The sequence below is a fragment of the Flavobacterium sp. genome (assembly GCF_965284515.1).
Classification (GTDB): domain Bacteria; phylum Bacteroidota; class Bacteroidia; order Flavobacteriales; family Flavobacteriaceae; genus Flavobacterium.
Genome location: NZ_OZ260089.1, coordinates 1,478,225 through 1,492,641, shown reverse-complemented (window position 1 = coordinate 1,492,641; position 14,417 = coordinate 1,478,225). Strand labels below are relative to the sequence as shown.

The following is a 14,417-nucleotide window of genomic DNA, read 5'->3' as shown; positions in this document are numbered from 1 at the left end:
TTATTCGAATTCAATTAATAAAGCTCCTTTTTCTACCGCTGCTCCTTTTGTCATGGTAACTGATTTAATTACACCATCACGAGGTGATAAAATACTGTTTTCCATTTTCATGGCTTCTAGTATTAATAGAGGATCGTTTTCTTTAACTTCCTGACCAACTTCAACCGAAATTTCCAATATTAAACCTGGCATTGGTGCTTTAATTGAATTTACCTGTTTAGATGCACCAACTTCAAACCCCATTTCTTTTATAAGCATATCTAAAGCATTTGCAATTGCAACCGTATAAGTTGAATTGTTAACTTTAACTGTGTATGTTTTATTAATAAAATCGGTAGCGATTATTTCTGCTTGGTAAGGCGTGTTGTTTTTTAAAATGTGAAATTTATTTTTTTCAACACTTACAGCATCTAATTGAGAAACAGCATCATTTTCAACATCAAATTGAAAAGTGTTATTTACGTTTAGTTTATAATGATTACTCATGTTTTTACTTTTAAGTGGCGTAAAAATAAGGAAAAGAAATCGTTTTACTAAAAATTTGACTTGTAAAATTCGTTATTTAGTATAGTTATAATGTTAACAAACCAAACTCTTTCAAAGTGTTTATTGGTTTTGAATACCAAAACAATTCAAAGTCTTCGAATTGAAGTTCAAAATCGTTTTTTAACTGTTGAAATGTAAATCGTTGTTCATTAGAAACCGACAAAAATTTTAATTTTTCTAATAACCAATTCCCTTTATCTTGTTCCAAAGAAATTTCAAATGAATGTGTTTTTTGATGAAAAAAAAGTTTTATCATTTCCCAAGAATTTCCCTTTTTAGATTTGGTAAAAGTTTCTACCAAAGGAATTCCTCCTATCCAAATAATTTTAGCATTGGTTTTGGTTGAAAAAAAAGTTTCTTTTTGAAGCGCATTTTGAATGAAATCGGGTTCTATTTTAGTACGAGGAATTTTAAAATCAAACCAATCTTGCAAATCGTAGTCAAAACAAATTCCGTGCATGTAATTAAATAATGATTTTTTTAAACCAAAACTAAATTTATCGTGATCAATTCCGGTTTTATCAGTAAAAGCGACATCATTATTCGCAAAAGTAATTTCATTGATAACCGGAATAACACCAAATTCTTCAGGATTAATTCCAACCGGACTATGTGCTGTCATGGCAAATTGATGCCAAAAACCTGATTGCAAAACTCCTATTTCAAATAATTGACGAACCATTTCTAAACTATCAATTGTTTCTTGGACTGTTTGTGTTGGGTAACCGTACATTAAATATGCATGCACCATTATTCCGCTCTCGGTAAAATTTCTTGTTACTTGCGCTACTTGTTCAACAGTTACTCCTTTTTTTATTAATTCCAATAATCTATCTGAAGCTACTTCTAATCCGCCAGAAACAGCAATACAACCGGATAATTTCAACAATAAACATAAATCTTGTGTAAAACTCTTTTCGAAACGAATATTCGTCCACCACGTAACCGAAAGATTTCTTCGCAGAATTTCAAGAGCCACTTCACGCATTAAAGCTGGAGGCGCTGCTTCATCTACAAAATGAAATCCGTTTTCACCTGTTTGCGCAATAATCTCCTCTATTCTATCTACTAAAATTTTAGCAGCAATAGGTTCGTAAATTTTAATATAATCTAATGAGATATCACAAAAAGTACATTTTCCCCAATAGCAACCATGCGCCATTGTCAGTTTGTTCCAGCGCCCATCGCTCCACAAACTGTGCATCGGGTTTGCAATTTCTATAACCGAAATGTATTTATCTAAAAATAAATCGGAATAATCTGGTGTTCCCACTTCGCTTTGTTTATAGTCGTTTTTTAAAGTGTTGTTCTTATAAACGACTTCATTGTTTTCGAGAAGAAATGTTCTTTTAAACTGGTTCTCGACTGCGCTCGAACTGACAAAATTGTGAAGTAATTCTACAGGTAATTCGCCATCATCTAAAGTTATAAAATCGAAAAACTCAAAAACACGATTGTCTTTTAATTGACGGAGTTCTGTATTTGGGAAACCTCCACCCATTGAAATCTTAATTTCTGGATAATTTGCTTTTAAAAACTGTGCACAACGGAAAGCACTGTACAAATTACCTGGAAAAGGGACTGAAATTAAAACTAATTTTGGGTCAACTGTTTCTATTCTATCTTTTAGAATTCGTAAAGTAATTTGATCTATAAAAGTGGTTTCTTTATTTAGCTCACTATACAATTCATCAAAAGAATTGGCACTTCTTCCTAAACGTTCGGCATAACGACTGAATCCGAAATTTTTATCGATACATTCTACAATAAAATCAGATAAATCTTCTAAATATAAGGTAGCTAAATGCTTAGCTTTGTCTTGCATTCCCATAGTACCAAATGCATATTCTAAGTCATCTAATTGCTCAAAACGAGAAGCTTCTGGTAAGAAATTACCACTACAAATTTGACGCGCTAATGTGGGTTGTTTTCCTTGTAAAAATGTAATAACTGAATCTATGGTTTTAATGTATTCGTTTTGAAGCGCTACTATTCGTTGAATGTTATCAGAAAGTTCAATGTTTTTTGATTCACTGATTTTAAAAATTTTCATCAAACCTTTTCTTGAAAACAACTCTAAAATTACTTCGATTCCTAAATCCATCTGGAAGGCAGAAATGTTTTTAGTATTCAAAAAACCTTTTAAATAAGCCGTTGCTGGATAAGGTGTATTCAGTTGGGTAAAAGGAGGAGTGATTAATAGAGTTTCTTTCAATTTTTTATATTTATCTGTAGTATTTTACTTAAATTTGCAGAAAATTTACATTTCAATAAATGAGCAAAAATATACTTTTGTCAAAATTAGCAAAATCATTACAGATAATTCTATTTTTATTTACATTAACATTTATAAATAACTTATCAGGACAAACATATGTAACTTGGACTACAGGGGCTGGTGGAACAATTATAGGAACATATCCTGGCGGAACTGTTACTGCATCAATTACAGGAACAGGTAATGGAATAACTCTTAGTACTCCATCAAGTTTTACAGACTTTTTAAATGCAACAGGAACTCAAACTTTTTCTACTTTTGGGCCTAGAAACACAGTCCCGTCAAAAAAATTAACTTTTAACTTCTCAACACCTGTAATTGTTACAAAATTCAATATGAATGATATCGACAAAGGACCACAATGGGATGATTCTTTTCTTTTTGAAAATATTGTATTTTCTTCTACAACATGCACTAATTGTATTTCAACTGTTAATGGAGGAACTGCAGACGGTTCTCATTCAGGTGTTAGCGAATATGGGTACTGGTTTGACAGCACTGCACCTATAACAGATTTTTCATTAAATTATCTAACAACTAATAATCTAACACATGCTTTTTTGGGTTATTCGATGGAGGTCATTCAATCCAATATAAACATTGTTAGTATAAATAGCCCTACTATATGCTCTAGTCAATTAGCAACAATAACAGCATCAAATACTTTACCTGGAACCTATTCATATGACTGGACTGTTCCTTCTGGGGCAACAAATCCTGGAAACGTAAATACTTTTACAACAAGTATTCCTGGAACATATAGTGTAATAGTTACAAATACAATAACCGGTCAAGTTAACACACCTGTTTCAAGTGTAGTGACTATAAGTTCTTTTATAAATAACACTTTCAATCAAATACAGCCTATATGTGCTGGAGATACATTTAATTTACCATTAGTCTCAAATGAAGGAATTGCAGGAACTTGGTCGCCTTCAATAGACAACAATCAAACGACAACTTACACTTTTACTCCAACAAGTAACTTTTGTTCTTCAACAGAGCAAATGACAGTAATTGTAAATCAACTTGTTTCTCCTACATTAAATTCACCCCAGTTATTTTGTGTACAGGATAATGCAACATTAAATGATATTGTAATTTCAGGAATAAATATTAATTGGTATAATTCGTCAACAAGTGGAAGCATATTACCTACATCTACAACTCTTCAAAATGGAGCGACATATTATGCCACTCAGACCATTAATAATTGCGAAAGTAATAGAGTTCCCGTATTAATTCAAGTACAAAACACAAGTGCCCCAACAGGAAATACTAATCAACTTTTTTGCAGCACTGATGGAGCTACTTTAAATTCAATAAATATAATAGGCACTAATATTCAATGGTACAATAGTAGTACTACAAGCACTACACCGCTACCAAACAACACTCCATTAACAGATGGAATGACTTATTATGCATCACAGATTGTAAATAATTGTGAAAGTATAAATAGACTTCCTGTTACAATTGAAATAATTTTTACGCTAAATGCGTCAAATTATGTAGAATTAATTTGTGATGAACTAAATAATGGAGTAGAAAGCATAAATCTTTCTAACTTTAATTCAAATTTAATATCAACTAGTGGAAATACTTTTTCGTATTATTATTCTTTAAATGGTGCTAATAATGAAATTGCTACTGATGAAATAGCAAATTACACAAATTATAATTTAAACATAGGAACCGAAATTTTTTACGTTAGGATAGTTGCTCCAAACTCTTGTTATCAGGTTGTTGAATTAACTCTAGAACTTGTAAGTAAACCATTTATACTTATAGATGACAGTATAATTCTTTGTGAGGGCAATAATGTTCAAATTGATGCTGGTTCTGGATACGATGCTTATTTATGGTCAACTGGAGAAACAACTGACAGCATAATCATTCAAAACCCTGGAAATTATTCAGTTACTGTTTCAGAAAATTTTGGCACTTTAACATGCTCAACAATAAAGAACTTTAATGTAGTACTTTCAAATATTGCTACTATTACAGAAACAATAGCTACAGACTGGACTTCAGAAGAAAACACACTTGAAGTACTAACTAATGGATTAGGAGATTATGAATTTTCAATAAATAATATTGACTATCAAGATAGTAATATATTTACCAATTTAGAAAACGGGGAATACACCGTTTATGTTAGAGATAAAAATGGCTGTGGTATAAATTCAGAACAGATATATTTATTAATGCATCCAAAATATTTTACACCTAATGGAGATGGTTATAATGATTTTTGGAAAATTAATTTTTCAGAAAAAGAACCTAACTTAACCATAAAAATATTTGACAGATACGGCAAATTAATCAAAGAATTAGATTCAAATTCAATTGGTTGGGATGGAACGTATTTAGGTAAAAAAGCAGTATCAAGTGACTATTGGTTTTTAGTTATAAGAGAAAATGGAAAAGAACACAGAGGACACTTCTCTTTAATACGATAAAAATGAAAAAAATAATTTTACTATTCCTTTTTATATTCATTTCATGTGAAGAAAAACATGAAATAAAACTAGACTTAAAACTCAATGAATCTTATAAAATTGCAGTTATAAATGAAATTGCAATTAATGAAAATGATACAGATGGATTTAATATCGTTAACATATTAAACTCCATTACACAAACTGAGTATATCGTAAAAAAAATAGATAAAAATGTTTATTTTTTAGAAGGACGTTTAAAATACATAAAGTTCGAAATTAGCACGCCTAATGGCTCAGTTACGATGAATTCAAAAGAAAACAGAAAAGAAGACATCATGTCTAATCTTTTAAAAAAGATGATAGATAAACCTTTTAACTTACGTCTAAATAAATCTGGAAAAGTTGAAAAAATTGAAAATCTAGAAAACATTTATTCAAATTTACTTGATGATGTAAAAGGAATTTCAAAAAAACAAAAAGAAGAGCTTCAATTACAGCTTAAAGATAAATTTAACGAAACAGCTTTTAAAGAAGAAATTGAAATATTCACTAATGTATACCCGTCTGAAAAAGTAGCTATAAATGAAAAATGGAGCAAAAAAAGTAATAAAACATTAATGAATTTAAAGGGGTTTTACGAAAACACTTTTAAATTAAGAAAACTACAAAAAACAAGCGCTTTTATTGATGGAAATACATTAATGGTAAATTTCAAGAATGAAAGCACGGCTTTTCCTCAATATAACTTAAATGGTACTGTTAAATTAAAATTTAAAATAAATACGAAAACAGGCTGGATAAAAGAAGGGCTTCTTGATCAAAAATTAAAAGGTTATTTAGAAGTGATTGACAACACAAAAAATAATAAAACAGCTAAAAGACCTTTAACAATAGATAATAGAATAATGATTTCAGGCTATTAATTTTAAAATTGAGTTAATCTTAATAATACAGTTTTTATTTTTCTTATTTTAGCAAAAAGTAATAAATATGCAAAGCGACTGTATAACTTACCAAAAATCGGGATGTTTTTCTAATCTAATTGTAGATTATCTAAATCAGAAAGAAGAACTACAACCTTTATATAATCGTTTTCCAACTTTAGAGAATTTTAAATTTCAAATTGAAGAGAAAAAGCAGAATTTTTCTTTGAACAAAAGAGAAGTTTTAGTTGATGCTTTGAAAGAACAATACAAAAACATTGAAGCATCTGAAATAACACTAAACAATATTGATAGTTTATTATCTGAAAAAACGTTTACAATTACAACTGGCCACCAACTTAATTTGTTTACTGGTCCGCTTTATTTCTTATACAAGATAGTATCGGTTATAAACTTAACTAAAGAACTAAAAACTAAATATCCTGAATATAATTTTGTTCCAATTTATTGGATGGCGACAGAAGACCACGATTTTGAAGAAATTAATTATTTTAATTTTAACAATAAAAAAATAAAGTGGAATAAAGAAAGTAATGGTCCAGTTGGAAGATTATCAACTGATGGTTTAGAAACTATTTTTGAAGAATTTTCTTCAGCATTAGGAAAAGGTGAAAATGCAGATTTTTTAAGAGAACTATTTAAATCATCTTATTTAAATCATCATACTTTAACAGAGGCTACAAGATTTCTAACTAACGAATTATTTAAAGAACAAGGTTTAATTATAATTGACGGAGATCATAAAGCTTTAAAAAAGGTATTCTGCCCGTTTGTTAAAAATGAACTTTTAAATCAAACTTCTTTTAAAGAGGTAAATAAAACAAATAAATTAATAAGCGAATATAAAATTCAAGTAAATCCAAGAGAAATCAATTTGTTTTATATTCTCGATGATTTAAGAGAACGAATTGTTTTTGAGAATAATCAGTATAAAATTAATAATACTAATCTAAAATTTTCTGAATCTGAAATTTTAACTGAATTAGAAAATTATCCAGAACGTTTCAGTCCAAATGTAATATTACGCCCTCTATATCAAGAGGTAATACTTCCTAACTTATGTTATATAGGAGGTGGTGGTGAATTAGCCTATTGGCTTGAATTAAAATCAAACTTCGAATCAAATTCAGTTACTTTTCCAATTTTGTTACTCAGAAATTCGGTTTTAGTTGCTACTGAAAAACAAATTAAAAAAGTAGACAAATTAAACTTAAGTTGGTCTGATTTATTCTTAAGCAAAGAACAATTGATTGAGAATAAAACAAGAGAACTTTCAAAATTTGAAATTGATTTTTCAAAACAAAAAAATCATTTATCAAAACAATTTCAAGAATTAAAAGAGATTGCAAAAAAAACCGATAGATCTTTTATCGGAGCTGTTAAAGCACAAGAGGCAAAACAAATAAAAGGATTAGAAAATCTTGAAAAAAGATTACTAAAAGCCGAAAAGAGACAACACGCTGAAAAAATCGAACAAATAGTACAACTTCAAGTAAGCTTGTTTCCAAATGAAAGCCTTCAGGAACGCACTAAAAATATTTCAGAAATAGTTCAATCAATAAAATTTCATTCTTTTTTAGAAAAGTTATTGCAAAAAACAAAACCACTTCAACAAAAATTCACTATTATTGATATATAATAATCGATAAACGGCGTGGTAAAATCGACCAAAAACATCATTTATTGCATTATTATCAATAAACAGAATATTTCATTACATTTTTAACAAAAAAAAGCCGCAATGTGATATTTTTCGTATCTTTGCGCAAAATTTTTAACATATTTAAGATTATGAAGAAAACTACTTTTTTAACCTACGCATTATTAATTTCTGTATTTACATTTTTCTCTTTTACAGAAAATAATCCTATAAACTTTATGGTAAAAGTTGAAGGAGGTACATTTAAAATGGGATCTAAAGATTCTGACAAGTCTGCTGACAACGACGAACAAACTGAACATACTGTAACAGTTAAAGATTTTGAATTATGTAAATTTGAGGTAACAGTTTGGCAATGGAAAGAATATGTAAAAGCAAATAAATTAAAAATGCCTGTTAAACCAAAATGGGGATTTGTTGATAATTATCCAATTAATAACGTTACTTGGGAAGAAGTAATTTCATATTGTAATTGGTTAAGTAAAAAAGAAAAGTTGACTCCTGTATATTCAAAACACGGACCAAATGTATTTTGCGATTTTAACGCAAATGGGTACAGACTACCTACAGAGGCAGAATGGGAATATGCAGCTAAGGGAGGAAAAAAAGCAAAAGAAACAAAGTTTAGCGGAAGCACTAACGTAAATGATATTGCTTGGCATAAAGCTAATAGTAAAGGGTCACCTCATACAGTGGGTACTAAATTACCAAATGAACTTGGAATTTATGACATGAGTGGAAATGTTTGGGAATGGTGCTGGGATTGGTACAATAAAGATTATTACAAAGTAGAAGATGGTAATAACCCAAAAGGACCTACAATGGGAGAAAGAAAAGCCGTAAGAGGTGGTTCATGGGATAGTAATATTAATTATTTACGTCCGGCAAATAGAATTTCTACAATTCCAAGTAAAACACATGAGTTTTACGGATTTAGAGTTGCTCGTTCAATAACAGAATAAATAAAATAAATCTTGTTTTTAGTTACTAAAATAGTACTTTTGCACAAAATTTAAAATAAACGTTATGGCAACGAATAGAACTTTTACAATGATTAAACCAGATGGTGTTGAAAATGGACACATTGGTGGAATTTTAAATATGATTACTGAAGGTGGTTTCAGAATTGTAGCAATGAAATTAACACAACTTACTGTAGCTGATGCTAAGGAATTTTATGCAGTACATGCTGAAAGACCTTTTTATGGTGAATTAGTTGAGTTTATGACTCGCGGACCAATTGTTGCTGCTATCTTAGAAAAAGATAATGCTGTTGAAGATTTTAGAACTTTAATTGGTGCTACAAATCCTGCAAATGCAGAAGAAGGAACAATTCGTAAGAAATATGCGACTTCTATGGGAGAAAATGCAGTTCACGGATCTGATAGCGATGAAAATGCTGCTATTGAAGCAGCTTTCCATTTTTCTGGAAGAGAAATGTTCTAATAAAATATATTTCAAAAAAAAGCCATTCATAACTGAATGGCTTTTTTTTATCTTAAAACTAAAGTTTTTACAACTTCTTTCCCTATCTCTTGATTTATCATTTTGATGATTTTCTCTCTACCAAACATCAACTCTTCTCTTAATACAGCCGAAGTTAACTTAACATAAAGTGTTTCTTTTCTTAATTCTACTTCCTCGGTATAATTAGCCACTCCGTTTCCCATTAAACGAAACCAGACTTCCTTAACTTCTATTTTATCAATACCACCTTGAAGTTTATTATGGGAAATGAAATTTTTTAAAACGTCTTGAATAGATTGTTCTTCATTAAATCGCTTTGCCATCTTATTCTTTATTTAAATCTGTTCTTTTAGTATAAAAATACATCAAATCATTACTATTTTTTACTACTAATTTATCATTAGACAAATTAATTAATTCCTCTGTCCACGAAGTGTGTTCCGTTTTATAATTTAACCAAAATGTATTATCTTTTTCTGTAATAGTAAACTTTTCAAATAAATTATTAGACAATAAACTACCATCTAACTGTGGGATAACTTTATTTCTTGAACCATTCATATTATCATACTTAATAAAATCTAAAGATTCATTAATTTTAAATTCTTTAGTAGAACCATCAGGCATTTGAACTTTTTCAATTTCCCAAAAACCATTTAATTGTTGTAAATCTTCTGGCTTTACATCAGACTTACATGATAAAATTGATAAAAAAAATAACACCAAAATGATTTTTATATGCTTCATAATACTATTCTTTTGAAAAAAATAAAATTACAATATTAATTGCGGAATTAAACTATTTCTTACTTTTAATGTCATAGAAAAAAACGGAGTATGAAAAACTTGAAAAATATTGGTTTAATAATAATTGGATTATTTATCTGCAGCTGTTCAAGTACGGAAGAAAATGTTTTTGCTGAACCTATGTATTTTCCACCTAATAATAGCTCTATTTGGGAAACCAAAACAATAACAGAACTAGGCTGGAATGAAAGTAAAGTTCAACCATTATTAGATTATTTAGAATTAAAAAATTCTAAAAGTTTTATCGTATTACATAACGGAAAAATTGTATTAGAGTATTATTTTAACGGACATACCGAAAGTACTCCATGGTATTGGGCAAGTGCTGGAAAAACACTTACAACAGCTATTACTGGTATTGCTGAAGAGGAAGGCTACATTAATATAAATAACAAAGTTTCAGATTATATAGGTACCAGTTGGACAAATGCACCATTAGCAAAAGAAAACTTAATTACTTGTAAACATCTTCTAACAATGACCTCAGGATTAGATGATACAAATGATCAAATAGATGCCGCAAACTTAAATTATCTTGCCGATGCAGGTACAAGATGGGCATATCATGGTGTGTTTTTTAAACTTCAAGATGTTGTTGAACAAGCCACAAGTCAAAATTGGGACAACTATTTCAATACAAAACTAAAAAACCCTATCGGCATGAGTGGTATTTGGCTAGCTAGTGCTAGTTCTGAAAATGTATATTGGAGCTCTACTAGAAGCATGGCTCGTTTTGGCTTACTTTCTTTAAATCAGGGTAACTGGAATGGTGCACAGATAATAAATTCTAATTTTTTTAATAATTCTACATCAACTTCTCAAAGCATAAATTTAGCTTATGGCTATATGTGGTGGTTAAACGGAAAAACAAGCTATCATTTACCCCAAACACAATTTGAATTCAATGGAAGTATCATTCCATCGGGGCCCGCTGATATGTTTATGGCATTAGGAAAAAATGACCAAAAAATTTATGTTGTTCCAAGCAAAAAATTAGTAATTATACGTATGGGAAATGCTGCAGACAATGAAACCGCTGCATTATCAGATTTTGACGAAGTACTGTGGCAAAAAATAAATGCTGTTATTAATCCTTAAAAAAAAGCTTAACAATAGCGTACATTATTAATGCAAATGAAAACAATCTTAAAAAAATAAAAATAGTTGGAAATGATTCTTCAATAAAAATTCCTGGCAAGGTAAATAAAAAGCTAATTAAAATAATTTTAATTGGTTTAGCCTCTCTAAAAAAATTAATTATCTTCATTTTATTTGAAAAAAGAATCAACAAATGCATATTTATTAAAAACTTGAAGATCGTCAATTCCTTCACCCACTCCAATATATCTAACTGGAATTTTAAATTGGTCTGAAATACCAATAACAACTCCACCTTTTGCTGTTCCATCTAATTTAGTAACTGCAAGACTTGTAACTTCAGTAGCAGCAGTAAATTGTTTTGCTTGTTCAAATGCATTTTGCCCTGTTGAACCGTCTAAGACTAACATCACGTCGTGTGGAGCATTTGGCACAACTTTTTGCATAACTCGTTTAACCTTCGTCAATTCGTTCATCAAATTAACTTTATTATGTAAACGTCCTGCAGTATCAATAATAACAATATCTGCATTTTGAGCCACAGCTGATTGTAAGGTATCAAAAGCAACAGATGCAGGATCACTACCCATATCCTGCCTTACAATTGGCACACCTACTCTATCTGCCCAAATTTGCAGTTGATCGATTGCCGCAGCTCTAAAAGTATCTGCTGCCCCTAATACAACTTTATAACCCGATTTTTTAAATTGACTTGCAAGCTTACCAATGGTAGTTGTTTTACCAACTCCATTAACACCAACAACCATAATTACATAAGGTTTAACATCTTTAATGATAGAATAATCAACAGCATCATCGGTATTATTTTCAGATAATAAACCTGCTATTTCTTCTCTTAAAATTTGATTTAGCTCGCTTGTTCCTAAATATTTATCTTCAGCAACACGTTTTTCTATTCTTTCAATAATTTTTAATGTAGTAGTAACACCAACATCTGAAGACACTAATATTTCCTCTAAATTATCCAATACATCATCATCAACTTTGGTTTTTCCCGCTACCGCCTTAGAAAGCTTAGAAAAAAAAGTTGATTTAGATTTCTCCAATCCTTTATCAAGAGTTTCTTTCTCTTGCTCACTAAGGTTGGGATTCTTTTTGTCTGAAGAAAATATTTTTTTAAAGAAGCTCATTTTTTTGAATATAATTATAAACAAATGTAAAAATAAAAAAGCTACTTTCAAACGAAAGCAGCTTTTCTATAGATTGTATTTACAAATTATTTCTTGCTTAAGAAATCATCTACTAATTCAGGAGCCATAACTGATTCAACAAATGTATAAGCACCCGTTTTTGGAGACTTAACCATTTTTATAGCTTTTGTTAATCTTTTAGAAGATGTTTGTAAAGTTGCTACGGTTTTCTTTGCCATGACTTAATTATTTAATTTCTTTATGAACTGTTACTCTTTTTAAAACAGGATTAAATTTTTTAATCTCTAATCTGTCTGGAGTATTTTTTTTGTTTTTAGTAGTGATATAACGAGATGTTCCAGCAACGCCAGAAGCTTTGTGCTCAGTACATTCTAATATAACTTGAATTCTATTACCTTTCTTTGCCATTTTGTATATTATTATCGGTTATCGAATTATTTTACAAATCCGTCTGCTTTTGCTTTCTTTAAAACAGCAGCAATACCAAGTTTATTAATTGTTTTTAACGCAGCAGTAGATATCTTTAAAGTAACCCATCTATCTTCTTCTGGAATGTAGAAACGTTTCTTAACTAAATTAACTGAGAATTTTCTCTTAGTTTTATTCATAGCATGAGAAACATTGTTTCCTACCATTGCTCTTTTTCCTGTAAGTTCACAAACTCTTGACATTATTCTATAATCTTTATATCGTTATTCAAAATCAGGGTGCAAAGAAACAAAATTTTATAATATCAAACAACTATCTTTAATTAATTTTTTAAAATTTCTTTATATAAAATTTCCAATGCTTTATTCACCGTTCTATCTATTACTTTTTCTCTCGGCTGTCCAAAGTTAAATTCTTCTACAATTACTTGACTTGGAGTAATTACTGAAATAAAAACTGTACCTACATCAGCAAACGAATCTCCTTTCAATGGACCAGCATTTCCGGTAGTTGCAATAGCAAAATCAGTATTTAAAATGCGTTGAACAGAATGTGCCATTTCTCTAACTACTTCCTTACTTACAACAGAATATTTTTCAATTAAATCTGGACTAACTCCCAATAAATTAATTTTAGCTTCAGTTGCATAAGTAACCATACTTCCTTTAAAATAATTTGATGCCCCCGGAATCGATGTAATTAATTGCGCTATTTTACCTCCTGTACAACTTTCTGCTGTTGAGAGTGTAAACTTTTTTTCGTTTAACAACATCCCTACAACTCGCTCAATTGGTTCGTCATCATCAAAACCAACAATATCATTAGGAATTAATTTCTGAAGCTTACCTACCTCTATTTCAATCGCTTCTTTTAAAATTTGCTCATTTTTCCCTCTTGCTGTCAAACGTAACCTTACTCGTCCTGGACTTGGTAAATATGCTAATTTAACAAATGAAGGCAAATTATTTTCCCAATCTTCAATTTCTTCAGCCAATAAACTTTCCCCTTTACCATAAGTCATTATAGTTTTATGTAAAATATAAGGTCTTTCAAATCTTTGAACTAAAGCTGGGATAATTTCTTCATTAACAAGATATTTCATTTCATAAGGTACTCCTGGTAAAGAAATAAAAATAGTATTTTCCTTCTCCATCCACATTCCTGGAGCAGTTCCTACTTTATTAAATAACACCTTAGCTTTTGAAGGCACTAAAGCCTGATCTTTATTGATTTGAGAAATCGGTCTTTTATATATCCCCTCAATTAACTCAGTTACATGAAATAACACTTCTTCATTACTTACTAAAGTATCTTGAAAATAGGTACAAAAAGTTTTCTTAGTAACATCATCTTTAGTCGGACCTAACCCACCAGTGATAATTACCAAATTAACTTTATTTTGAAGTTTTTTGAAAGTCGAAAGTATATATTCTTCTTTGTCTGAAATGGACAACATTTCAGTAGTTTCAATTCCGATTTTATCTAAGGCTTTAGCTATGTAAGAAGAATTAGTATCAATAATTTGACCGATGAGTATTTCATCGCCAATAGTTACGATTGAGGCAGTCATAA

The 14,417-nt window shown here is 29.9% G+C and carries 15 protein-coding genes; 6 read left to right on the top strand and 9 right to left on the bottom strand.

Annotated elements, in window-relative coordinates; genetic code table 11:
- Both ACQ65T_RS06860 and ACQ65T_RS06855 read right to left on the bottom strand, forming a co-directional pair.
- Positions 1–486, bottom strand: a complete 486-nt coding sequence (locus ACQ65T_RS06860) for an acetyl-CoA carboxylase biotin carboxyl carrier protein subunit (RefSeq protein ID WP_430400343.1) — start codon at positions 484–486, stop codon at positions 1–3.
- An 85-nt stretch (positions 487–571) separates the two neighbouring features.
- Entirely contained in the window at positions 572–2,761 is a 2,190-nt protein-coding gene (locus tag ACQ65T_RS06855; protein WP_430400342.1) for a B12-binding domain-containing radical SAM protein, read from the bottom strand.
- Positions 2,762–2,820: 59 nt separating this feature from the next.
- Between ACQ65T_RS06855 and ACQ65T_RS06850 the strand changes: the two genes are divergently transcribed.
- The 5 genes from ACQ65T_RS06850 (at position 2,821) to ACQ65T_RS06830 (ending at position 9,318) form a co-directional block, all read left to right on the top strand.
- Positions 2,821–5,286 (top strand): T9SS type B sorting domain-containing protein, encoded by a 2,466-nt coding sequence (locus ACQ65T_RS06850; protein WP_430400341.1) that lies wholly within the window; start codon positions 2,821–2,823, stop codon positions 5,284–5,286.
- Between the two features lie 2 nt (positions 5,287–5,288).
- Complete coding sequence (locus ACQ65T_RS06845; protein ID WP_430400340.1) at positions 5,289–6,191, top strand: DUF6263 family protein; 903 nt, start codon at positions 5,289–5,291, stop codon at positions 6,189–6,191.
- A 67-nt stretch (positions 6,192–6,258) separates the two neighbouring features.
- Positions 6,259–7,851 (top strand): bacillithiol biosynthesis cysteine-adding enzyme BshC, encoded by a 1,593-nt coding sequence (bshC, locus tag ACQ65T_RS06840; protein WP_430400339.1) that lies wholly within the window; start codon positions 6,259–6,261, stop codon positions 7,849–7,851.
- 152 nt (positions 7,852–8,003) lie between these two features.
- A complete protein-coding gene (locus tag ACQ65T_RS06835; RefSeq protein ID WP_430400338.1) occupies positions 8,004–8,834 on the top strand; it encodes a formylglycine-generating enzyme family protein in 831 nt (276 codons plus the stop codon).
- 64 nt (positions 8,835–8,898) lie between these two features.
- A complete protein-coding gene (locus ACQ65T_RS06830) occupies positions 8,899–9,318 on the top strand; it encodes a nucleoside-diphosphate kinase (protein ID WP_430400337.1) in 420 nt (139 codons plus the stop codon).
- A 47-nt stretch (positions 9,319–9,365) separates the two neighbouring features.
- Here the strand turns inward: ACQ65T_RS06830 and ACQ65T_RS06825 are convergent, their stop codons facing one another.
- Positions 9,366–9,662: a DUF721 domain-containing protein gene (locus ACQ65T_RS06825; RefSeq protein WP_430400336.1), complete on the bottom strand. Its 297-nt coding sequence runs from the start codon at positions 9,660–9,662 to the stop codon at positions 9,366–9,368.
- A gap of 1 nt (position 9,663) precedes the next feature.
- Positions 9,664–10,086: a hypothetical protein gene (locus ACQ65T_RS06820; protein WP_430400335.1), complete on the bottom strand. Its 423-nt coding sequence runs from the start codon at positions 10,084–10,086 to the stop codon at positions 9,664–9,666.
- Positions 10,087–10,176: 90 nt separating this feature from the next.
- Here ACQ65T_RS06820 and ACQ65T_RS06815 point away from each other — a divergent pair, with 90 nt between their 5' ends.
- Complete coding sequence (locus ACQ65T_RS06815; RefSeq protein ID WP_430400334.1) at positions 10,177–11,244, top strand: serine hydrolase domain-containing protein; 1,068 nt, start codon at positions 10,177–10,179, stop codon at positions 11,242–11,244.
- A 170-nt stretch (positions 11,245–11,414) separates the two neighbouring features.
- Here ACQ65T_RS06815 and ftsY read toward each other — a convergent pair whose 3' ends face one another.
- From ftsY to ACQ65T_RS06790, 5 genes are all read right to left on the bottom strand, one after another.
- A complete protein-coding gene (ftsY, locus tag ACQ65T_RS06810; protein ID WP_430400333.1) occupies positions 11,415–12,395 on the bottom strand; it encodes a signal recognition particle-docking protein FtsY in 981 nt (326 codons plus the stop codon).
- An 86-nt stretch (positions 12,396–12,481) separates the two neighbouring features.
- On the bottom strand, positions 12,482–12,634 hold the full coding sequence (locus ACQ65T_RS06805; RefSeq protein ID WP_320815130.1) for a DUF4295 domain-containing protein: 153 nt from the start codon (positions 12,632–12,634) through the stop codon (positions 12,482–12,484).
- A gap of 7 nt (positions 12,635–12,641) precedes the next feature.
- Entirely contained in the window at positions 12,642–12,824 is a 183-nt protein-coding gene (gene rpmG / locus ACQ65T_RS06800) for a 50S ribosomal protein L33 (RefSeq protein WP_011963553.1), read from the bottom strand.
- Positions 12,825–12,850: 26 nt separating this feature from the next.
- Positions 12,851–13,087 carry a 50S ribosomal protein L28 gene (gene rpmB / locus ACQ65T_RS06795; protein ID WP_430400332.1) on the bottom strand — a complete coding sequence of 79 codons (237 nt, stop codon included), beginning with the start codon at positions 13,085–13,087 and terminating at the stop codon, positions 12,851–12,853.
- A gap of 80 nt (positions 13,088–13,167) precedes the next feature.
- Positions 13,168–14,415 (bottom strand): CinA family nicotinamide mononucleotide deamidase-related protein, encoded by a 1,248-nt coding sequence (locus tag ACQ65T_RS06790; RefSeq protein ID WP_430400331.1) that lies wholly within the window; start codon positions 14,413–14,415, stop codon positions 13,168–13,170.
- Positions 14,416–14,417: the final 2 nt, after the last annotated feature.

Excerpts from the sequence above, each read along its gene's own strand:
- ACQ65T_RS06860 (WP_430400343.1), bottom strand. The coding sequence starts at position 486 with ATGAGTAATCATTATAAACTAAACGTAAATAACACTTTTCAATTTGAT.
- ACQ65T_RS06850 (WP_430400341.1), top strand. The coding sequence starts at position 2,821 with ATGAGCAAAAATATACTTTTGTCAAAATTAGCAAAATCATTACAGATA.
- ACQ65T_RS06845 (WP_430400340.1), top strand. The coding sequence starts at position 5,289 with ATGAAAAAAATAATTTTACTATTCCTTTTTATATTCATTTCATGTGAA.
- bshC (WP_430400339.1), top strand. The coding sequence starts at position 6,259 with ATGCAAAGCGACTGTATAACTTACCAAAAATCGGGATGTTTTTCTAAT.
- ACQ65T_RS06835 (WP_430400338.1), top strand. The coding sequence starts at position 8,004 with ATGAAGAAAACTACTTTTTTAACCTACGCATTATTAATTTCTGTATTT.
- ACQ65T_RS06830 (WP_430400337.1), top strand. The coding sequence starts at position 8,899 with ATGGCAACGAATAGAACTTTTACAATGATTAAACCAGATGGTGTTGAA.
- ACQ65T_RS06825 (WP_430400336.1), bottom strand. The coding sequence starts at position 9,662 with ATGGCAAAGCGATTTAATGAAGAACAATCTATTCAAGACGTTTTAAAA.
- ACQ65T_RS06820 (WP_430400335.1), bottom strand. The coding sequence starts at position 10,086 with ATGAAGCATATAAAAATCATTTTGGTGTTATTTTTTTTATCAATTTTA.
- ACQ65T_RS06815 (WP_430400334.1), top strand. The coding sequence starts at position 10,177 with ATGAAAAACTTGAAAAATATTGGTTTAATAATAATTGGATTATTTATC.
- ftsY (WP_430400333.1), bottom strand. The coding sequence starts at position 12,395 with ATGAGCTTCTTTAAAAAAATATTTTCTTCAGACAAAAAGAATCCCAAC.
- ACQ65T_RS06805 (WP_320815130.1), bottom strand. The coding sequence starts at position 12,634 with ATGGCAAAGAAAACCGTAGCAACTTTACAAACATCTTCTAAAAGATTA.
- rpmG (WP_011963553.1), bottom strand. The coding sequence starts at position 12,824 with ATGGCAAAGAAAGGTAATAGAATTCAAGTTATATTAGAATGTACTGAG.
- rpmB (WP_430400332.1), bottom strand. The coding sequence starts at position 13,087 with ATGTCAAGAGTTTGTGAACTTACAGGAAAAAGAGCAATGGTAGGAAAC.
- ACQ65T_RS06790 (WP_430400331.1), bottom strand. The coding sequence starts at position 14,415 with ATGACTGCCTCAATCGTAACTATTGGCGATGAAATACTCATCGGTCAA.